Source organism: Aeromonas sp. MR19, from assembly GCF_963899305.1.
Lineage (GTDB): Bacteria > Pseudomonadota > Gammaproteobacteria > Enterobacterales > Aeromonadaceae > Aeromonas > Aeromonas bestiarum.
Genome location: NZ_CAWQWZ010000053.1, coordinates 175314 through 195329 on the forward strand (window position 1 = coordinate 175314; position 20016 = coordinate 195329).

Genomic DNA, 20016 nt, shown 5'->3' on the forward strand with positions numbered 1-20016 from the left:
AGACCACTACAATCCCCTGGTTGTTGCGCTCCAGCTCCTGGTGGTCATGGCTCAGGGCGTAATGCTGCAGGGTGCAGATCACCCGCCATTGGTCGGCGGGGCACATAAACAGCAGCAGGTGCCAGTGCGGCGTGCCGTCATGGTGCGGTTCGCAGACCTGAAAGCCATAGACAGGATCCTCTCCCCATCTCAGATAGGCCCGGAGCAAGCTCCACAGCTTGGCTATATAGGCACCAGTTTCACGCGGGGTGGCGCCTGCATACCGTTTGTTTTCAATGGCCCGGCCATGGTCAGAGGGGAAGGAGCCTGGGTGCAGGCTGACTGGTCTGCATCGCGTCAAACAGTTCGGCGCGTGCAGCGTCGAATCGCTCCCACAGGCCTGTGTCTGCCAGCGACGGCAATGTGACCGACTCGCCTTGGTCGAAACCGGCCAGTGCGGCGTCGACAAGATGCTCGGCAGACATCACAGTTTCTTGCGGCAATGCTGCCAGTGGTACCCCGGAAATATCCCAAAGATCGGTGGCTGTGGCCGCGGGTAGCACCACTTGAACCCTGATATTGGTATTGACCAGTTCTTGCTGCAGACCCCGGCTGAAGTTGAGAACAAAGCCCTTGGTGCCACTGTAGACGGCGCTGACCGGCAACGCATGAAGCGCCAATGCCGAGGCAATGTTGATAATGACTCCCTCGTTGCGTGCCTTGAACGCCGGCAGCACGGCCTGCGTCAGGCGCGTCAGTGCAGTGATGTTCAATGCGATCTGCGCCAGTGAGTCTTTCAGCTGTGCGTCGGCAACTTGGCCCAGCTTGGCAATACCGGCGTTGTTCACCAGTACACTGATGGCGGAATGACCCGCGAGGATGCTTTCCAGGGCCGCGAGGTCGATTTCTTTCTCAAGATCGGCCACCAGGGTGTCAGCCTTGATGTGGTATGTCTGCTCAAGCCGAGCAGCGAGACGCTGCAAGCGGTCACCGCGCCGTGCGACGAGCAATAGGTCATAGCCACGTTGGGCAAAACGATCCGCGTAGATGGCGCCAATACCGGATGACGCACCGGTGACAACCGCGACTTTTCTAGATGAGTTCATGGTATTCCTCTATCAATCAGGTGATTAAAGCCTTGATATTCAGTTGGTTTTTTACGTCATTTTGATGACGACTTTACCCTTGGCATGGCCTTGGGCCAGATAGGCAAGCGCCTCTTTTGCCTGCTCGAACGGGAACACCCTGTCGATCACGGGTCGGATATGTCCCTGCTCGAGGAGTTTGCCGATTTCGGCAAGTTGAGCCCCATCTGGGCGCGCAAAGAGAAAGGAGTAGGTAACGTCCCGCTTCTTCGCAAGGCGCATGATCTTGCGGCTCATCAACCGGAACAGGCAGGTCAGCACTATGTTCAGCCGTCGATCACGCGCGAACGCGGCGTCCAGCGGCCCAACGAGCGAGACGATCTTGCTCCCCGGCGTGAGGATGCCAACGGACTTCTCTAGCGCATCCCCCCTGATGGTGCCGAGTACGGCGTCGTAACCGCGCAGCACGTTCTCGAATTCCTGTTTCTTGTAGTCGACCACTTCGTCGGCGCCCAGGCTGCGCACCAGTGCAACGTTGCCCGTGCTGGTGGTGGTGCCCACCTTGGCGCCAAGGTGTTTTGCCAGCTGGATAGCGAACGTGCCGATGCCGCCAGCTCCCGCGGGAATGAACACCTTCTGGCCAGCCCGAAGATGTGCTCGCTCCCTCAGCGCTTGCCACGAGGTGAGCCCGACCATGGGGATAGATGCCGCCTGCACGAAGTCCAGATTGGCCGGTTTCAATGCGGCTGCGCTTTCCGGCACCACCGCGAACTCAGCGATCGACCCCGTACCCAGGTCGAAGATGTTTGCGAAGATGGCATCGCCTGGCTTGAAGCGCGTCACGCGGCTGCCGACCTCAGTCACCACTCCGGCCAGATCGCTCCCTACAGTGGCCGGAAATTGGAAATCCAGTATTGGTTTGAATATCCCGGTCAGGATCATGTTGTCGATCGGGTTCACGGCCGCAGCGTGGACCTCAACGAGTAGCTCGTCAGGCCTAAGTGTGGGACGGGGCAGGTCGGTGAGCCCGATGTCGGGCGACTTGCCATAGCGTTTGAAGGTGAGTGCTTTCATTGTTTGGCTTTTCATCTTTGGCCTTTCATTCATGTCGGATCACTGGAGTCAGTCAGAAAATCCAGCACAGCTGGCACAAAGGCTTGGTAGTGCTGGAAGATGCCCCCATGCCCGGCATTCGGGTAGATAGTCAGCTTGGCATTCGGCAGACGGCGAGCCATGTCGGCCGAATGGCGGCTGTCGACCATCAGATCACGGTCACTGTTGGCGACGAACACCGGTTGTGTGATGACAGATAGGTCATCTGGCCCACTCAATCCTGCAGTTCTGATGGCCTTGAGTTGTGCCCGTCTGGCCTGCAGGGAAATGGGTTTGTCACGGTTATGAGTGTGCTCCTTCAGCCTAGAGAAGTAGTCTTTTGCAGCGCGCTTGCCATCCGGCGTGCGGGGGAAAAACAAGAAATTCCTCGGATCGCTCAGCGTGAGCGCCGCTTTGAGGTAAGCGATGACGGCAATGCTGGTGATCCCATCGATACCGCCGCCCCCCCGTGGTCCAGTGCCAGCCAGGACAATCCGACGCACCAGGTCTGGAGCCTGCAAGGCCACCATCTGGGCTACGCCACCGCCCAATGAGAATCCGAGCAGATCGACGCTGCGAAGTCCCAAGGCACGGATGAAGGCGATGGCATCGCGCCCCATCTCCTCGATAGTCTGCGGCACCACTCCCCCCGAGGCACCCACACCGTGATTGTCAAAGGCGATAACCCGACGCTGCGCGGCGATGCCGTCGATGACACGGGGATCCCAGTCGTCGAGCACGGCCATCAGGTGGTGCAGGAAGATCACAGGCACGCCGGAGTCGGGACCGAGGGCCCGGTAGGCGAAAGGTACCCCGCCAACGTCAATCGTGCGGGTCGGTACATCTTTCCATGCCACATTGCCTATCTGTGGTACCGCAGTCGCTGCGTCGGTACCTGAAGATGCTCCGGTTGCCGGGGCGATGCTTCTGTCGTTCGTGCTCATCAATGAAACCTCAGTGCCGGGTGGATTGCACATAGTCAAAGTGTTAGTATCAAATTAGTACTCACGATGCGATCGATTCACCAACAAGTCACTATCAAAACAGTATGAACATGGAAAATAATTGTAATCTCTCCTGCCCGATCGCGCGCAGCTTGGCTGTCGCGGGCGATTCATGGAGCATATTGATCCTGCGAGATGCCCATGCGGGCCTTACCCGCTTTGACCAATTCAGAAAAAGTCTGGGTATTGCCCCGACTATGCTGACCCGCCGGCTGGCGACACTGACTGAGGAGGGGCTGCTAGAGAAGCGGCGCTACTCGGAGCATCCGCCACGCGAGGAATATCTGCTGACCGCTGCCGGTCACGACTTTATGCCGGTGCTCTTCATGATTGGCGCGTGGGGACGCCAGCACAGGGGCGGTGGCAAGCTGGTTCGTTTCCTCGATGCTGAAACGGGCACAGAAATCAAAGCCATCGCGGTGGATGAGGTCACAGGGGCCAAGATAGGGACTCGCCCTATGCGTATGGTCATGCCGGATGAAATCTGACGGGGTATGTGAGCAAACGGATAGATGGAGAGGGTATGTGGTGGCGACTTCCAGGATCTGCTCGCACTGACACCGGCTGCGCCATTGTGAGTGGCTGATGGGGGGCAATCTTCATTGGCCTGCTTGTGCTCCCTTCATGCGGCATGCCGGTGGGAAATGGATGTTGTTGCTCCACCAGGTTCATCGCTGCAGCACTAGCCCGAAGAGATTAGCGATGTCGGTCTGGGCGCTGCCAAGCGCTTCAGCCATCTCTTTGAATGCAAAAGCCCCGCGGGTGGGGCTTGTTGTCAGGTGATGTTTATCCGGCCTCTATTTTTTGAGGTGCTTTCTGATGGCCTTGCCCGAGGTGCCGACGGCTTTCACCGCTCTTTTCAGCTGGACTTCGGTGCACTCGAACGTCTTGATCCACAGCTTCATCTCATAGGGGTCGCTGACGTTGATGCTCTTGGCATCGAGGGGATGGGCGATGGTATTGTTGTCAGGCATAGGAACCTCAACTTGTTGAAATGGTTGGCGAGACAGCTGTCCCGACTCGGTGCTCATGTTCCTCTATATAAGTCGTGGGCGTGGTGATGGGGCTCACACAACGCGGGTAGCGGGTGAAACAACCCACCCTCATGACCCCAGTCATCGGACCTGGTGCTAGGATGATGCGCATTGTGCGCAAAGAGGTCGCCATATCAGGTGGCTGTCGGGGTCATACTCCCGAGCATCCCGAGCATCCCGAGCATCCCGAGCATCCCGAGCATCCCGAGCATCCCGAGCATCCCGAGCATCCCGAGCATCCCGAGCATCCCGAGCATCCCGAGCATCCCGAGTATCCCGAGCATCCCGAGCATCCCGAGTATCCCGAGTATCCCGAGTATCCCGAGCATCCCGAGCATCCCGAATACCCCAAAGCATCTTGATGGTTACGGGAGGCTTGAGCCCACAAGCGCCATGGCCAGATCAGCGAGCCTCAGGCCGGGGTGGCGAGTATAGGGTCCTTCATCAGGCAAGAAAAAGGGGAGCCAGGCTCCCCTTTGGTTTGCTCTGCCAGCGGTCAGAACTTGTAGAGCCAGGAGACGGCGGTGAAGTAGCCGTTGTAGTCCTGATTCAGGTTGCCGAGGTTGCGCTCTTCGCCTGTGTAGAGGTAATCCACATCCTGGAAGTATTCGTAGCGCACATCCCAGCGCAGCGAGTGCTGCTTGGTGAGCTGATAGAGGGCATAGCCTTCCAGCCTGTGCTGCTTGCTGGTCAGATCCGGGTAGTCATAGCCCTTGCTGGCGTCCGTCTTGCCGCGGCCATAGGCGAAGCTGTAGTCGAACCCCAGCTCGAGATCCCGGTCAAACGCCTTCTTCTGGGTCAGTCCCAGCCCCAGGGTGGTGATCTCGTCGCGCACCGCCGTGCTGTAGGGATCCCAGTCCGGCGCGCCTGTGTAGGCATGGTTCTGGGCTGAGCTTATCCACTGCAGGTTGCTGAACAGATGGCCGCTCAGGTTGTCGTCAAACTGCTGGTTGAGGGTGAGGTCGAGGCCATAGTCCTTGCCCTCGCTGCGCCCTATGTCCGGCTCCTTGTAGTCATCCTTGGCCCACCAGCCTTCCAGGCTGGCATCCAGCCCCTCGCTGAACTGGTAGCCGAGGTCGGTTCTGAGCTCCACCCTGTCCCTGTCCGCCAGATAGAACTGGCGCAGGGTCGGACTGCCGTTGCCACCGTCGCTGTCATGGCGCCAGTCAGAGCCGTTGCGGGTGCTCCAGGCGAGCTTGCCGCCCAGTTGCAGCGCCCCGGCCGGGCGATAGCGCCCCTTGAGGAACAGGGTGTGCTCGTCGGTGTCGCGCCGGTCGGCCTGCTCCCGCTGATCGGCCTTGTACTGGTAGCCGGTGGTGAGCTTGACCGCACGACTGAGCCGGTAGTCGGCCTCCAGATCCGCCTTGCTGCGGGTGCGATCGCTCTTGCTGCGCTGCTTGCCGACCACGGCGTATTCGTCCGACTTGTCCTTGCGATCCCGATACTCGCCACCGGCGCGCAGGGTGAGATCCCGGCCAAAGCGGCCCACCCACTTGGCGTCGGCCTGCAGGGTGCTTACCTCGCCGTGGAAGTCATCCTGGGCGACGGGGGCATTGCGAAAGGCGGTCAGGCTGCCGTTGGAACTGGCCTGGCTGCTGAGCACGCGCCCGGTCAGGCTCTGCCTGTCCCAGTTGTACTGGCCGGAGAGGCTCAGCTGGTGGAAGTTGTTGTCCGGCTCATAGGCGCGCTCGTTGGCGTAAGGGTCGGTGACACTACCGTAATAGAGGGCCGTGTCATCGGTGCGGTAGAGGGAGCCGTTGTAGGCGAGATCGATCAGCCAGCCCTTGCCCAGATAACTGACGCCGCTCTTGACCAGGGTGGTCGAGGTGCCGTCGACGGGCTTGGGCAGGAGGCCGGGCACGCCGCCGACTCCGGGCACGGTCGGCTGGTAGTAGGCGAGGGTGGCCTCTTTTTTCTCATGAGAAAAATCGGCGTAGGGGCGCCACGGGCTTTTCGGCGTGTAGGCGAGCCCGGCGGTCAGCTTCTTGCGCACCACCTCCTTGTCGAACTCGGCCAGCTGGCCCTGGGTCAGCGGGCTCTCTCCCGGTTGATAGACGCTGCGGCCATGGGAATTCCAGTAGAAGGGGGACTCCGAGTAGCCCAGCCTGGCACGGACCCCATCATAGTGACCCTGCTCCAGCGCCAGGCTGAAGCGCTCCATGCCGAGGTTCTTCACCTCCAGGCTGCCGTAGCGGGAGCCTTCTCCCCGGTATTGCAGATCGGCGTTGAAGATGCCGAGCATGCCGCTGTCCTGCTGGCTGGGTACCCAGTTGCGAAAGCGGGTGGCGCCGTCATCGTTGGCATAGCCGGCCCCCAGCCCCACCTCGCCAAACCAGCCTTCGTCGCGCTCGCATGACTTGCAACTCCAGCGCTCGGTCTTGGCCGGCTTGGCCTGCTGCAGGGAGTAATCCTCGACTGCCAGCGGCTGCTCGGCCGCCTGGGCCGAACAGACCGCCAGCAGGGAGAGCCAAAGTGTTGAATATTTCATGACTTCTCTCCTCAGCGTCGCAGGGATTGACCATTGGGGTGGTTGGTCCCGTGGATCTGGTTATGACAATTCAGGCAACTGCCGCCACGCACCTTGAGATCCCCCTCGGGGATGGAGACGTTGGCATGGGGCACGCTGTGGCACTCCTGACACAGTTGCGGTACCCGCTTGTTGAGCAGCGCCTGGTTGATGGAGCCATGCGGGCTGTGGCAGAGGGAGCAATCCTCGGTCACCGGCTCGTGTTCCCACAGGAAGGGGCCCCGTTTCTCGGCATGGCACTCGTAGCAGCTCTCGTTGAGGCTGGGCTGCTTCAGGCTGGCCTCGTTCTGCGACTGGTGCGGGTTGTGGCAGCTGGAGCAGGGCAGTTCTCCATTGAGGATGGGGTGGCTGGTGCGCTTGTGCAGATCGGCCTTCTGCTGGGCGTGGCAGCTGGTACAGGTCTCGACCTGCTTCTTGCTGTCCATCACAGGATCCTTGGCCTGGTGCAGGCTGTGGCAGCTGGTGCAGGAGAGATCCTCCACCGCGTGGGCGCTGGCATGCCAGCCCATCCGCTTGGCGTCTGTGTGGCAGGAGAGGCAGACGCTGTTCTGCTTCTCCACCGGGACCGGCGAGTCGGGGCCGAAGGTGATCATGGGTTCTCGCTGCTGCCCCTTGCGGGGGTTGCGCGGGTGGTTGCCGGCGGGGCCGTGGCAGGCTTCGCACTGCTTGTCCGCCATGGGGCCATTCTGGTTGCCAAGGTTGCCGTGCACATTGTGGAAGATGCCGGTGGCGGGTTTGCGCGAGTCGGCATCGTGACACTTGAGGCAGGTATCGGCGCCCTTGGGGGAGTATTTTCCCTGATCGAATTTCTGGTCTAGGGTGGCCTCGACCTGCAGGCGGGGATCGGCATCGGCCGCCGCCGGCTGGGCATCACTCTTGGCCCAGACAGGCAGGCAACTGAGTGCCAGCAAACCCGCCAGGAGCCACTGCGGGGTGGTTATTTTCATATCGTGTCCTTCAACGGCAAAGGGCCAGGGGCAAGTCCCCTGGCCTGGTGGTCTCAACGGAAGTCATACACCTTGTGAACCTTGTCGACGCCCTGCTCCTGCCCGACGGCATGGCAAGACGCGCACTGTTCAACCCCGGTGGCGGCTTCTATCGTGTCTGCACCAAAGATGGCGCCGTTGTTCTTCATGTGGGTTGCCCACTCGTCCCCGGCGACCGGGTTGTCCGGTTTGACCAGACCCAGCGGCGACTTGAGGTGGCAGCTGGCGCAGACCACCAGAGTCGGGCTGAAGAACTTGGGCTGCTTGTTGTCCGCCGTGGTGCTCACCAGGGAGGGGCGCTCGTTCTGCTGGTTGGGCAGGTTGTATTGCGCCTTGGTGTGGCAGGACTCGCAGTTGTTCAGCTTGCCCGGGAAGGTGGCGTCCCCGCTGCGGTGGGAACCGTAGGCGTGGAAGGAGTGGACGTGGTACTTGAGATCGCCCGGCACGCCCGCGTAGAAGGAGCTGCGGGTGGCGTTGTGACAGCTGGCGCACTGGGCAAAGTCCTTGGAGGCGTGGGCCGAGCCCGCGTTCCCCTTGGTGTGGATGGCCAGATCCTTGTGACAACCGTTGCAGGAGGTCAGATCCGCGCCCGCCTTGAGCACATAGCTGCCGTCGACCCCGCCTTCGACCCGGAAGTAGGCCTTGGCCGGGTTGATGGCCACGTAGGAGAGGGCGCTGGCGGTGCTGCTGCAGGGGAGCAGATCCCCGGCGGCGAAGGCGCCGTTGCGATCCGCCTTGCGGGCCACGCACACCTGCAACTCGGCGACCGTGGCCGCCAGGGTGCCGGTGACCTCGTTGCCCACCTCTTTGCGGCACAGGAAGCTGCCGCTGCCCTGGCTCTCGCACTTGGTGAAGTCAATCTTGTTGCCGGTGACGAAGGTTTGCGGGTTGGTGTAGGCCAGCTCGAAGCCGCTGCCCTGATCCCAGTTGACCAGGATGTAGGGGGCCTTGGCCAGATCGCCGTACTTGATGTACTTGAGCACGCCATCCATGGTCTCGACCGGGCTGCCATCGGCAGTCACTGTCAGTTCGACCTCGATGTTGGGCGCGGCATAGCGCACGTCGTCAAACTTGAACACCAGCTTGTCGCGACCGGCGGCTTCATTGGCGAGATAGCCCATGTGCACGCTGCTGGGGGACTTGGTGTTGCCCGGCTCTTCCGCATGGCACTGGGTACAGAGGGTGCCGCTGTTGATCTTGCCGTTGATGTGGCTGACGTAACCGGTCGCCGTGGTGGAGTCCGCGTGGCAGGCGCCGCAGGGTTTCTCCTGGGCGTGTTGCCAGTTGTTGGCGTTCGGCGTGGTCGGGGTGACCCCCTTGTGGCAGGTGTCGCAGTTGCGCGGATCCTGCGGGAAGTGGCTCACCAGCTTGGTGGCGGTCGGGTCCAGATTGCCGTGCAGCTTGTGCACCAGGGTGGTCAGATCGCCCCGTCCGCTGCCGGGCACGCTCTCGTTGTGGCAGGTGACGCAGAGCTTGGGATCGGCGCGGTTGCTGTGGTGGATTGGCTGCTTCATGTGGCAGCTGTCGCAGCTCTGCTGCTCCAGGATGTCGCGGGTCAGCAGTGGCGCCGTGCCGGCGGGCACCCAGTCCAGCACATAGTCGGTGACCGGAATGTCGTTGCTGCCACCGAAGTAGATGCCGAGGCGGTGCGTCGCTGCCTCATCCCAGCGGATCAAGCCGTTGTTGTCCAGCGAATCGCTCGGATAAGGGTCGCGCACCGTGGTGGCATTGAAGGAGAAGGTGTAGCGGTACTGGCCATTGCCAAGGGGTTCCAGCTTGCCGCTGTTTTCACCGGTCGGCCGGTTGTTCTTGGTGCTGTAGATGAAGCTCTTCCAGACGACAGGGTCTTGCCGCGCGGCGTCACGGCCGGGGATCACCTTGGTCAGGGTGAAGGAGGGGAGTGTGGTTCCCAGCTCATAACCCTTGCCTTGCTTGTCGGTGACGCTGAACTGCACCGAGAGTTGGCCGCTTTCGTTTAACTGGGGAGTGGATGCCGAGATGATCAGCGAGTCCGGGGTACCGGGCGGGGGGGGCGGTGGATCTGTCTTGTCGTTTCCGTCGCCACCGCCACCACAGGACGACAGGGCGAACACCATTGCTGCAGCCACCAATACTTTCCAGTATTTCATTGTTTTATCCTTTTTTATCGGACTTATTGTTCCATGTATGAGCCAAGTCAAAAAATTCCCAAAAACATACTACTTAAGGGTCAAACGAGGACTTAATACGGTATAAATAATTTCCATCTTAATTGTAAGGTTTATATATTAACCGGCGTTGACCGAAGTCTCAAAAACGGATCTCAAAGTAAGCTGAGAGAAAAAAATGTCTGTTTCGATTGAGATTTTTAGGTCTTTTCTGCACGAGGGATGAGAAATGAAACGCAGTATGAAACTGGAAATGCTGGGATTGTCGTTATTGTTGGGCTCTATTGGCACCGCACATGCCAGCATGGATTCCTTGGTGGAGACATGTAATTCATGTCATGGAAGTCAGGGGATCAGCACCCACAACGACATCCCGACCATCGCCGGGCTGGCAGAGGCCAACCTCAGCGAGCAGCTGCGCACCTACCTGGATGGGCGCCCTGCCAAGACCGTTAATCATGTCACCGGTGACACCAGCAAGCAGGGGAACATGACCGACATAGTTAAGGGCCTTAGCGACGAGCAGATCGACGAGCTGGCGGCCCACTATGCCGAGCTGCCTTACAAGCCGATGAAGCAGCCCTTCGATGCGGCGCTGGCCAAGGCTGGTCAGAAGCTGCACGAAGAGTCCGGCTGCAAGAAGTGCCACTCGGAAGGGGGCTCAGTGGTGGAAGACGAAGCCTCCATCCTCTCCGGTCAGCCCAAGGGCTACCTGCTGACCTCGCTGCAGGAGTTCAAGGCCGGCAAGCGCAGCAACGACGAGAAGATGAACAAGGCCATCATCGCCATGAGCGATGCGGACCTCAAGGCGCTGGCCGAGTACTACGCGAGCCAGCAGTAACCGTCGCTGCCCCCACTCCCATTGACGCAGCCACCCTGCCGCCCGCCGGCGGGGTGTGCTCCTGCTACCCGGTCATGACCGTCAAAGGAGCTGTTGTCAGCTCCTTTTTTGCGCACTGGGGGAGATGACACCCGCCGGGTGTCCCTGATCCGGAGTTTCCTATGAAAGATGTCATCAAGTGGCTGCTGCTCGGCTGCCTCTGCCTGGGCACCACCCAGTTTGCCAGGGCCGAGGTGGCCCCGGCTACCGACACCCAGACCACCAACACACAGGCTACCAATACTCAGGCCGCGCAGGCCGATCAGCCGACTCTGGCCGAACGTCAGGCCAAGGCGGAGAAGAAAAAAGCCGCCGCCAGGAAAGCGGCTGCCCGCTTTGCCAAGTGCGACAAGTGTCACGACGGGGAGGAGGGGATGCACGGCAAGCACGGCAGCGTCACCAACCCCAACACGGGTGAACAGGTCACCTGCACCAACTGTCACGGCAATGCGTCGGCCGATCACCGCAAACAGCGCGGCGGCATGGTCGATGTGATGCGCTTTGGCGACGAGGCGTTTCCTCTCAGCCAGCAGAACGGCGTCTGCATGAGTTGCCATGAGCCGGACGATCTGCGCAAGGCGCTGTGGGCCCACGACGTGCACGCCACCCGGGTGAGCTGCACCAGTTGCCACCAGCTGCACCCGGCCAAGGAGCCCATGGTCGGCATCCCAGAGAAGTCCCGCATCAAGCTGTGCGTCGACTGCCACAGCAAGCAGCATGAGGCCAGGCAGCAGGCTGCCGTCAAGGAGGGCGCATGAGCACGACCCGTCGCGAATTCATGGTGGGCATGAGTGCCGGCGCCCTGATCCTGATGACAGGTTCGCACCGTGCCCTCGCCAACAGCATGACCATAGAGGGGGTACGCTACGGCATGATCCACGACGAGACGGCCTGCATCGGCTGTACCGCCTGCATGGACGCCTGCCGCGAGGTGAACCAGGTGCCGATAGGGGTCGCCCGCCTGCAGATCCTGCGCAGCGGCCCCGTGGGGGCGTATCCGGATCAGGCGTACCGCTTCTTTCGCAAATCCTGCCAGCACTGCGACAACGCCCCCTGCGTGCACGTCTGCCCGACCGGTGCCTCCCACATCCGGGCCGAGGATGGCATAGTCGACATCAATCCCGATCTCTGCGTCGGCTGTCGCTATTGCCTCGCGGCCTGCCCCTATCAGGTGCGTTTCATCAACCCGGTCACCCGCGTCGCCGACAAGTGTGATTTTTGCCGCAAGACCAATCTGGCCAACGGCAAGCAGCCGGCCTGCGTGGAGTCATGCCCCACCAAGGCGCTGGTGTTCGGCAATCTGGACGATCCCCAAAGCCCCATCGCCAGGCGGCTGGTGCAGGAGACCACTTATCGCTACAAACAGTTCCTCGGCACCTCGCCCAAGATGTACCGGGTGCCGAAAGGGGAGGTGGCATCATGAGCGCACATCGGCCTGATGGTCTTTGTCTGATGGGAGGTAGGCACCATGTGGCATGACGCATTCCATTTCGACTCCCTGGTGTGGGACGGTCCCATCGCCGTCTACCTGTTCCTGCTCGGCATCTCGGCGGGCTCGACCACCTTGTCTGTGCTGCTGCGGCGCCAGGGGGCCGGCAGCGAGAGCGGCATCATCAGGGCCACCGCCCTACTGGCGCCGCTCTCGGTGATCCTGGGGCTCCTGATCCTTATCTTCCATCTGGCCCGGCCCTGGACCTTCTGGAAGCTGATGTTCCACTACCAGTTTGACTCCGTCATGTCGATGGGGGTCATGCTGTTTCAGGTCTACATGGCGGTGCTGTTCGCCTGGCTGGCGGTGGTGTTCAGAGCCGAGATCGCGGCGCTGCGTCGGCAACTGCTGGCGGACAAGTTCGCCTTTGTGGATGGCCTGATCGGCTGGCTCGCTCGCATCGAGCGCCTGCTGGCACCGCTGTTGCTGCTGCTGGCCGTGCTGCTCGGGGCCTACACCGGCTTTCTGCTCTCCGCCCTCAAGACCTACCCCATGCTCAACAACCCGATCCTGCCGGCGCTGTTTCTGGTCTCCGGCATCAGCTCTGGGGTGGCCTCCACCATCTTGCTGGCGGTGACCCTGTTTCGGGAACATGGCCACAGCCAGGGGGTGAGTTTCGTGCACAGGTTCGAGCGACCCATAGTGGCCATCGAAATCTTCCTGCTGGTCTGCTTCTTTACCGGCCTCTACTTCGGTGGTGGTCAGCGAGAGGTCGCCATGTGGGCGGCGATCGGCGGCGGTTTCTGGTCCCAGGTGTTCTGGTTCGGGGTGATAGGCCTTGGCATAGTGCTGCCCCAGTCGCTGGGGCTGCTTGGCGGCAAGGCGCGGGCGCACCAGCCCGCCCGCTTGGCGCTGATCTGCAGCCTGAGTCTGGTGGGCATACTGCTGCTGCGTTACTTCATCCTCTATGCGGGGCAGATGACTGTGATGTAAGGCGCACTGCGCTCAAAAGGCGCTTGGCTGGGCGCAGAGCAAAAGCAAAAAGGCGGGATGATCCCGCCTTTTTCATGGCCGTTTGCCGTCGTTGTTGGTCAGTGGCCGCTCAGGCACTGACCCCTTGCAGGGCCCGCACTTCGAGGCGCTGCTCGCCGGGGCGGCACACCAGCACGGATCCCTGCTCGAACCAGTCCCCCAGCACGATGCGCCGCGCCGGTTGGCCGTCGAGGCTGAAGTCGTGAATGGCGGGCCTGTGGGTGTGGCCGTGGATCATGGTGTTGCAGCCGTGCTGGCGCAGCATCTCGTCCACCGCTGCCGGCGTCACATCCATGATGGTCTGGTTCTTTTGCACGTTCTCCATCTGGCTTTGACCGCGCATCTTGCAGGCGATGGCGAGGCGGCGGGCCAGCGGCAGGCGCAGGAACAGCCAGCGCAGCCACCTGAGCTGGGTGATGCGGCGAAACTTCTGATAGCCCAGATCCAGGGTGCAGAGCAGATCGCCGTGGCTCAGCAGCACCCGCTCCCCATAGAGCTCGATGACGCAAGGGTCGCCGAGCAGGGTCATGCCGGCCCGTTTGGCAAACTGGCGGCCCAGCATGAAGTCGCGGTTGCCGTGGATGAAATAGATGGGCACCCCCTGCTGGCTCAGGGCCGCAAAGGCCTCGGCGATCTGCTGGTGGAGCGGGTTGGGATCGTCGTCGCCAATCCAGAACTCAAACAGATCTCCCAGCACATAGAGGGCGTCGGCACCGGGGGCGTCGTGTGCCAGAAAGCGCACCAGCGCGGCCGTCATGTCGGGCCGATCGGCACACAGGTGAATGTCACTGATAAAGAGGGTGCTCATGATGGCGTGCGAGGGGCCCCGATTCTGGCTGTATGGGTCATAGGGTGAGGTTGCCAGTCAAGCTGGTCAAGGTTGCGGCCTTCCAGGGTCAACAGCGCCTGATAGGGATCGCCGGACAATTTCAGCAGGCGGCAGATGGCCGCTTCCCCCTTCAGCCCTTGCTGCAGGCGCAGGGCGAGCAGGGTGCGGTAAAAGTCGTGGCCAAAGTGCTCGATCAGGGCGGCCATCAGGCTGAGATGACGCCAGCCGTTGAGGGTCTCGATCCTCGCCGGGGTGACATAGAGCTCGATGGGCCAGCTGCGGCCATCGGCATCGGTCAGGGTCTGCTCCAGCAGCCAGATGTCGTTGTCCAGGGCGCGGCGCTGCCAGCCCAGTTCGGCAAACCGGGCGGCCAGCACCGAAGGTGTTGCATGCTGGCAGAGGATGTCGAGATCGCTGCCGGGCCTGTCGAGCCCTATGGCCAGGGTGCTCACCAGCGCCACGTCCAGACACTGGCTTTGCAACTCATCCCACAGAAGCGTGCCGGTGAGCAGGGCGTGGGCCGCGCGCTGGCGCTCGTTGCCATGGGCCAGATAGTCGAGGCGGCGCCAGTTCGGGCTAGTGGCAAGTGCAGATGGAAAAACTGCGGCCGGGGCCGCAGTCAGTTCATCTCGCAGAAGGCAGAGATCAGTCAGCAAGGGTCACCTTGGTGATCACCACGTCCTCTACCGGTACATCCTGGTGCATGCGGCCGGCGTTGCCGGTCTTGACGCCCTTGATCTTGTTGACCACGTCCATGCCGGCAGTCACTTCACCAAATACGCAGTAGCCGAAGCCCTGGGTGGTGGCGGATTTGAAATCGAGGAAGTCGTTGTTGTTCACGTTGATGAAGAACTGGGCGCTGGCAGAGTGCGGCTCCATGGTGCGGGCCATGGCGACGGTACCAATCTTGTTGGACAGACCGTTGGCCGCTTCGTTCTTGATGGAGGCGCGGGTGTCTTTCTCTTCGAAGCCAGGGGCATAGCCGCCGCCCTGGATCATGAAGCCGTCGATGACGCGGTGGAAGATGGTGTTGTCGTAGTGACCGTCACGGCAGTATTGCAGGAAGTTGGCCACGGTTTCCGGGGCTTTTTCCGCGTTCAGGGTCAGAGTGATGTCGCCGTGATTGGTGTGCAGAGTAACCATGATATGTCCTTTCATTCTTTGGGCAAAAGTTGCGCGGGCAGATAAGCGGCTCGCAGCTTGTTGCATGGGCTATGGCATAAAGTGGTGGCAATTCTAGCCCATAGTGGTCGTCTGGCATAGGGCTGACATGGCTGTGAGGCCTGATCCGCCCTGTTTTCTGCCTCGTTTTCTCCACCGGATGCGGGTAGAATGGCAGGCCATTTTACTCACAGGCAGTGGTCATAAGATGCTGAAGATATACAACACACTCACTCGTCAAAAAGAAGAATTCAAACCTATCCACCCGGGCAAGGTGGGCATGTATGTGTGTGGCGTCACTATCTACGATCACTGTCATATCGGCCACGGTCGCACCTTCGTCGCCTTCGACGTGGTGGCCCGTTACCTGCGTTACTGCGGTTATCAGCTCAACTACGTGCGCAACGTCACCGACGTGGACGACAAGATCATCAAGCGCGCCGCCGAGACAGGCGTCACCTGTGACGATCTGACCGAACGCCTGATCGGCGACATGCACCAGGATTTTGATGCCCTCGGCATGGTGCGCCCGGACGTCGAACCGCGCGCCACCCAGCACATCGAAGAGATCATCGAGCTGGTTGAGAGCCTGATCGCGCAGGATCACGCCTACGTGGCCGACAACGGCGACGTCATGTTCATCGTCGACTCCTACGCCGACTACGGAAAGCTCTCCGGGCAGGATCTGGAGCAGTTGCAAGCCGGTGCCCGGGTCGGCGTGGTGGATGCCAAGCGCAACCCGCTCGACTTCGTGCTGTGGAAGATGTCCAAGCCCGGCGAGCCGACCTGGGAAAGCCCCTGGGGCCCGGGCCGTCCTGGCTGGCACATAGAGTGCTCCGCCATGAACTCCAAGCACCTTGGCAACCACTTCGATATCCACGGCGGCGGCTCGGATCTGCAGTTCCCGCACCACGAGAACGAGATCGCCCAGTCCTGCTGCGCCCACGGTGGCGACTACGTCAACACCTGGATGCACAGCGGCATGGTGATGGTGGACAAAGAGAAGATGTCCAAATCCCTTGGCAACTTCTTCACCATCCGCGACGTCCTGGCTCACTACGATGCCGAGAGCGTGCGTTACTTCCTGATGTCAGGTCACTACCGCAGCCAGCTCAACTACTCGGAAGACAACCTCAAGCAGGCCCGCGCCGCGCTGGAGCGCATGTACACAGCCCTGCGCGACCTGCCGGTGGCTGCCGCCGCCGGTGGTGACGAGCAGGTGGCCCGCTTCAAGGAAGCCATGGACGATGACTTCAATACCCCGGAAGCCTACTCGGCCCTGTTCGATCTGGTGCGCGAGATCAACCGCCAGAAGGCCGAAGACATGAGCGTGGCCGCTGGCCTGGGTGCCCGTTTGCGTGAGCTGGGCGCCGTGCTCGGCATACTGCAGCAGGACCCGGACGCCTTCCTCAAGGGCAATGAGGCCGATGACGAAGTGGCCGAGATCGAGCAACTGATCGTCCAGCGCAACCAGGCCCGCGCCGACAAGAACTGGGCCGCCGCCGACGCCGCCCGCAACCGTCTCACCGAGATGGGAATCGTGCTGGAAGACAGCGCCGGCAAAACCAGCTGGCGCCGTGCCTAAGGCCGGTTGTCCTGTTGGTGCCAACAGGTTGACTCAATAAAAAAACCGCAGCCCAAGGCTGCGGTTTTTTTATGGCCTGTCTGAGGGCTGCACCTTCCCTCTCTCCTGAATGGCATGGCTTCGCCATGCAGGACGCGAGGGCACTGCCCTCGACAGGGTTTCGCCCGCCCTTCGGGCTGGGGCGAGTGACTTTGGAAAGACCCAAAGTCACCAAAGGTCTTCTCCCCCGACAAACCGCCCGCTTCGCGGGTTCCCTCGTCTCATTCAACGGGTCGGACGGAGCGCCGCAGACGGCACATCCCTGTGCCGGCTGCGGCTGCGCCATCATCCCTGATGGCGCTCCTGACCCGTTGAACTCGACTCGGCGGTTTGCAGGGGGAACCAATACCGTGCCCGCCCGTGGCTTTATCTTTCTGGTCGACCGTTTATTACGCCGCAGGGGGAGAGTAGTGCAAGGGGGTGGGGAAATAGGGTTCTGGTTTGGGGGGCGCATTGTTTGGGATATAGAAATAAAAACCGCATGTTTTTCTTGATAGTATTTATATTATAAATTCTCTGGGAGTTCTCCATTTTCCAGATATTGGATGAGTTGATGGTCATCAAGAATCGAACGATACAGTACTGCATCCCAAGAATTAATAGATTTATCTATTTCCATTTCTAAAAGTAGTTCTAGGCTGGCTATTATGTTGATGGTGGAATTTGGCTGGCGACAGGTCTGAGATTTACGGAGTATGCTTATATACCTGGTTTTAAAAAACTCTTTGAAACGTGTTATGAAATCTATCCCTTCCAAGTGAAGAGCTATAAGTTTTCCAAGCTCTTGTGGTGCGTCATCACGAACTGCGACAGCTATCAATGGTGAGCGGTAAGGAGGGGTGAATATTATATTAAATAAAGGTCTGTCTATATCATCAAAATAAGGGTGTATATACCTTTTCCTTCCATCTGACGTTATATACTCAGCAAGTTTCTCACCTTGACACCAGTCACACATAGGGGTCAGGTTTAGTAGGTTGATAGAGAACTCTGGGAATTTATCTTTTGGAAGGTAATGATCTAACGTTCTTGGTCTTCCTGGTTCACCGCAACTTGGGCATACAACGAGACCATTATATTTTCTGATCTTTTCTAGCTGGGAATAAGGTAGCTTATCTTCTTTGGGTGAATATAAACCGATTAATGAACGCTTTCTTTTTTCTGCATTATCATCGGTATCTGTATAGTTTCTTAAGTTCATCGGTTGGATTAAAGTCGGGTTGCCACCTAGCTCCTGATATAATTTTACTTGGTTAACTAAGTCATTTGTGATGAGGTCATAAAAATCTCGGTGATGTTGTTTTTCATTCAAAGTTCTCCTCACTACATCTACTGAGTCATCTTCAGGAATATTAACTCTAGATACCATTTTTGCCACCTGAGTTCAATATCTTAATTAGCATTTCTTCGTTTAGTTCTTGGCCTAACAAATAAATTAAATCTCTTGGGTTGTTATATAGACGTAGCTTTTCTTCAACCCATAGGTCAAATGGCTTAGTTATCGAACTATCTCCAAAAACATAAGATGATATCCTTTGCATATCACCACCAAATGTTTCAAATGGTGGATGATCAATTTCTACTTTTCCATTATGCTGGCGATATACATGTATGCACTTAGCGGGAACTTCTCTTGCCATCGCTAAGGAATGGGTTGCTAGAATAGCTTTTGAATTAAAGGCCTTTAAAACAGTTTTAAGTAAGGATATAAATTCAATTTCTAAGGTTGGATGCAAAAATAGCTCTGGTTCATCGATTACAATTAAACTATCTTTTCTAATTTGACCGACTACATTTATGACGATATAGCAGAATAATCTTTGTCCAGAACTGATTTCAATTTTATGCTTATCTTTAATAAATACAACGCCAGCTTGATGGTTAATTAGCATGTTGATATCTAACTGAAACATCTTATATGTATTGAAAGAGGTGTTATCTATGGATAAATAATATTTGTTATTACTTGCTGTATGAAGCGTTACAAGTGCTGGATTAGATTTCCATGCCATGTCTTCTGATAATTCAAGCGCAATAAAATCGAAATCTATTGCAGTTTTCAATACAGAGAAGATGGTGTCAAACTTACTCGTCCAGTGATGTATAAAACCAAACTCATGATCATCCTCAATAGATTTCATTATTGAGCTTACTGAATCTCGGGCTGGTAAGTTTCTACTAATACCAATTTTTTCATTACCGGCAGAATCGGTGTTTATTTTCCTGAAACCGAAATATTTATATGCGTCTTTGTCTTTTAGGTCCGTTTTAGATAAATCTATTGTAAATTCTTCGAATGGGCTGTAGGAAATTAGTATGAATTTGGATATGTTAGGGTAGTGGTCAAATGGAGCGTGATTGGATGCATCCAGAATCTTCTTACTTCCACTATCAACACCCAACCAATATTCTACTAAAGTTTTTAGTGTAAATGACTTACCTATACCATTCTCACCTATTAATACATTTATGTCATATGGTAGGTGCTCTGAATTAAAATGAAATGATATTGGTTCTATAACACCATTTTTATTAATTGTATTCAGTGTAAAGTCTTGAATCGATGATTGCACGTTATCTAATAGTTTCCAACCATCCTGAAAAGATTTTCTGGCCCCAGCTTCCCGGAGTGGGGATGTAATAAAGTTTCCATGCGATGTAAGGCGCTCTGCATTTCCATCTTTTATTACGTTAACCAGATATCCTGCATCTCTAATTAACATTAGTAGAGTTTGTGTATCAGCGAGCCCAATTTTAGCGATGAGAATGTTATAAAAATCGATATCGCTAGGTACGGATACATAATTTAGGTTTGGGATTGGGAAGAAACCATTCCATCCATTATCACAAAGCTCATTTAGTTTTTTGGGGGAATAGTCATCATCTTCAATTAATAACTTTAATGAGAAATTTAGAGCAACCTTTTTGTCGATATATAAGGTCGCATTTAAAGTTGTGCTAATGCCATAGTCATCCCAGTTATTAAATGATAAGGCGAGCATATCACTTTCAAATGGAAGTATAGAAGGAGATGACCTCCAATTGGTCCCTTTGTGATAAAAAACAATCATATATGATTACTCATATTTTTAATATGTGTAAGAATTGACTTTTGACTTTTGACTTTTGACTTTTGACTTTTGACTTTTGACTTTTTATATAGTTGTGCCATGGAGGATATGAATAGATTGAATTGTATTTTTTACT

General features: G+C 57.6%; 19 protein-coding genes and 1 pseudogene. 7 read left to right on the forward strand and 13 right to left on the reverse strand.

The window, feature by feature from the left end:
* Nucleotides 1–13: 13 nt before the first annotated feature.
* The 4 genes and pseudogenes from AACQ95_RS21495 to AACQ95_RS21510 all read right to left on the reverse strand — a co-directional run.
* Nucleotides 14–289: pseudogene (locus AACQ95_RS21495) on the reverse strand (replication endonuclease); the annotation flags it as partial.
* A 1-nt stretch (nt 290) separates the two neighbouring features.
* Nucleotides 291–1085 carry an SDR family NAD(P)-dependent oxidoreductase gene (locus AACQ95_RS21500; protein WP_241279872.1) on the reverse strand — a complete coding sequence of 265 codons (795 nt, stop codon included), beginning with the start codon at nt 1083–1085 and terminating at the stop codon, nt 291–293.
* Nucleotides 1086–1136: 51 nt separating this feature from the next.
* Nucleotides 1137–2153: an NADP-dependent oxidoreductase gene (locus tag AACQ95_RS21505; RefSeq protein ID WP_241279873.1), complete on the reverse strand. Its 1017-nt coding sequence runs from the start codon at nt 2151–2153 to the stop codon at nt 1137–1139.
* Nucleotides 2154–2167: 14 nt separating this feature from the next.
* Entirely contained in the window at nt 2168–3100 is a 933-nt protein-coding gene (locus AACQ95_RS21510) for an alpha/beta fold hydrolase (RefSeq protein ID WP_241279874.1), read from the reverse strand.
* Nucleotides 3101–3204: 104 nt separating this feature from the next.
* Between AACQ95_RS21510 and AACQ95_RS21515 the strand changes: the two genes are divergently transcribed.
* A complete protein-coding gene (locus tag AACQ95_RS21515; protein ID WP_241279875.1) occupies nt 3205–3648 on the forward strand; it encodes a winged helix-turn-helix transcriptional regulator in 444 nt (147 codons plus the stop codon).
* A 309-nt stretch (nt 3649–3957) separates the two neighbouring features.
* On the opposite strand, the gene AACQ95_RS21520 is transcribed toward AACQ95_RS21515, so the two are convergent.
* Nucleotides 3958–4134: a DUF3606 domain-containing protein gene (locus AACQ95_RS21520; RefSeq protein WP_241279876.1), complete on the reverse strand. Its 177-nt coding sequence runs from the start codon at nt 4132–4134 to the stop codon at nt 3958–3960.
* Between the two features lie 161 nt (nt 4135–4295).
* Here AACQ95_RS21520 and AACQ95_RS21525 point away from each other — a divergent pair, with 161 nt between their 5' ends.
* Nucleotides 4296–4556: a hypothetical protein gene (locus AACQ95_RS21525; protein WP_241279877.1), complete on the forward strand. Its 261-nt coding sequence runs from the start codon at nt 4296–4298 to the stop codon at nt 4554–4556.
* A 134-nt stretch (nt 4557–4690) separates the two neighbouring features.
* Here AACQ95_RS21525 and AACQ95_RS21530 read toward each other — a convergent pair whose 3' ends face one another.
* From AACQ95_RS21530 to AACQ95_RS21540, 3 genes are read right to left on the reverse strand one after another with little or no spacing between them, the layout of a single operon-like run.
* Complete coding sequence (locus AACQ95_RS21530; protein ID WP_241279878.1) at nt 4691–6682, reverse strand: MtrB/PioB family decaheme-associated outer membrane protein; 1992 nt, start codon at nt 6680–6682, stop codon at nt 4691–4693.
* Between the two features lie 11 nt (nt 6683–6693).
* The gene (locus tag AACQ95_RS21535; protein WP_241279879.1) at nt 6694–7668 is read right to left on the reverse strand and encodes a DmsE family decaheme c-type cytochrome; all 975 of its coding nucleotides are present in this window, start codon (nt 7666–7668) and stop codon (nt 6694–6696) included.
* 53 nt (nt 7669–7721) lie between these two features.
* Nucleotides 7722–9836, reverse strand: a complete 2115-nt coding sequence (locus AACQ95_RS21540) for an OmcA/MtrC family decaheme c-type cytochrome (protein ID WP_241279880.1) — start codon at nt 9834–9836, stop codon at nt 7722–7724.
* Nucleotides 9837–10083: 247 nt separating this feature from the next.
* Between AACQ95_RS21540 and pdsA the strand changes: the two genes are divergently transcribed.
* The 4 genes from pdsA (at nt 10084) to nrfD (ending at nt 13156) form a co-directional block, all read left to right on the forward strand.
* Nucleotides 10084–10695 carry a periplasmic diheme shuttle PdsA gene (gene pdsA, locus AACQ95_RS21545; RefSeq protein ID WP_043140859.1) on the forward strand — a complete coding sequence of 204 codons (612 nt, stop codon included), beginning with the start codon at nt 10084–10086 and terminating at the stop codon, nt 10693–10695.
* Nucleotides 10696–10856: 161 nt separating this feature from the next.
* A complete protein-coding gene (gene netB / locus AACQ95_RS21550) occupies nt 10857–11492 on the forward strand; it encodes an Nrf-like electron transfer protein NetB (protein WP_241279881.1) in 636 nt (211 codons plus the stop codon).
* Nucleotides 11489–12157 (forward strand): 4Fe-4S dicluster domain-containing protein, encoded by a 669-nt coding sequence (locus AACQ95_RS21555; protein ID WP_241279882.1) that lies wholly within the window; start codon nt 11489–11491, stop codon nt 12155–12157. The genes netB and AACQ95_RS21555 overlap by 4 nt, the downstream gene beginning before the upstream one ends.
* Nucleotides 12158–12202: 45 nt before the next feature.
* Nucleotides 12203–13156, forward strand: coding sequence for a cytochrome c nitrite reductase subunit NrfD (gene nrfD / locus AACQ95_RS21560; RefSeq protein WP_241279883.1), 954 nt, complete (start codon nt 12203–12205; stop codon nt 13154–13156).
* Nucleotides 13157–13265: 109 nt separating this feature from the next.
* Here nrfD and lpxH read toward each other — a convergent pair whose 3' ends face one another.
* From lpxH to AACQ95_RS21575, 3 genes are read right to left on the reverse strand one after another with little or no spacing between them, the layout of a single operon-like run.
* On the reverse strand, nt 13266–14003 hold the full coding sequence (gene lpxH, locus AACQ95_RS21565; protein ID WP_241279886.1) for a UDP-2,3-diacylglucosamine diphosphatase: 738 nt from the start codon (nt 14001–14003) through the stop codon (nt 13266–13268).
* Nucleotides 14000–14680: a DUF4269 domain-containing protein gene (locus AACQ95_RS21570; protein WP_241279887.1), complete on the reverse strand. Its 681-nt coding sequence runs from the start codon at nt 14678–14680 to the stop codon at nt 14000–14002. Before AACQ95_RS21570 ends, lpxH begins: the two co-directional genes overlap by 4 nt.
* Nucleotides 14670–15167, reverse strand: a complete 498-nt coding sequence (locus AACQ95_RS21575; RefSeq protein ID WP_043140873.1) for a peptidylprolyl isomerase — start codon at nt 15165–15167, stop codon at nt 14670–14672. Before AACQ95_RS21575 ends, AACQ95_RS21570 begins: the two co-directional genes overlap by 11 nt.
* A gap of 226 nt (nt 15168–15393) precedes the next feature.
* Between AACQ95_RS21575 and cysS the strand changes: the two genes are divergently transcribed.
* The gene (gene cysS / locus AACQ95_RS21580) at nt 15394–16770 is read left to right on the forward strand and encodes a cysteine--tRNA ligase (protein WP_241279889.1); all 1377 of its coding nucleotides are present in this window, start codon (nt 15394–15396) and stop codon (nt 16768–16770) included.
* Nucleotides 16771–17314: 544 nt separating this feature from the next.
* Here the strand turns inward: cysS and AACQ95_RS21585 are convergent.
* Entirely contained in the window at nt 17315–18187 is an 873-nt protein-coding gene (locus AACQ95_RS21585; protein ID WP_241279890.1) for a hypothetical protein, read from the reverse strand.
* Nucleotides 18168–19811, reverse strand: a complete 1644-nt coding sequence (locus tag AACQ95_RS21590) for an AAA family ATPase (protein ID WP_339357918.1) — start codon at nt 19809–19811, stop codon at nt 18168–18170. Before AACQ95_RS21590 ends, AACQ95_RS21585 begins: the two co-directional genes overlap by 20 nt.
* Nucleotides 19812–20016: the final 205 nt, after the last annotated feature.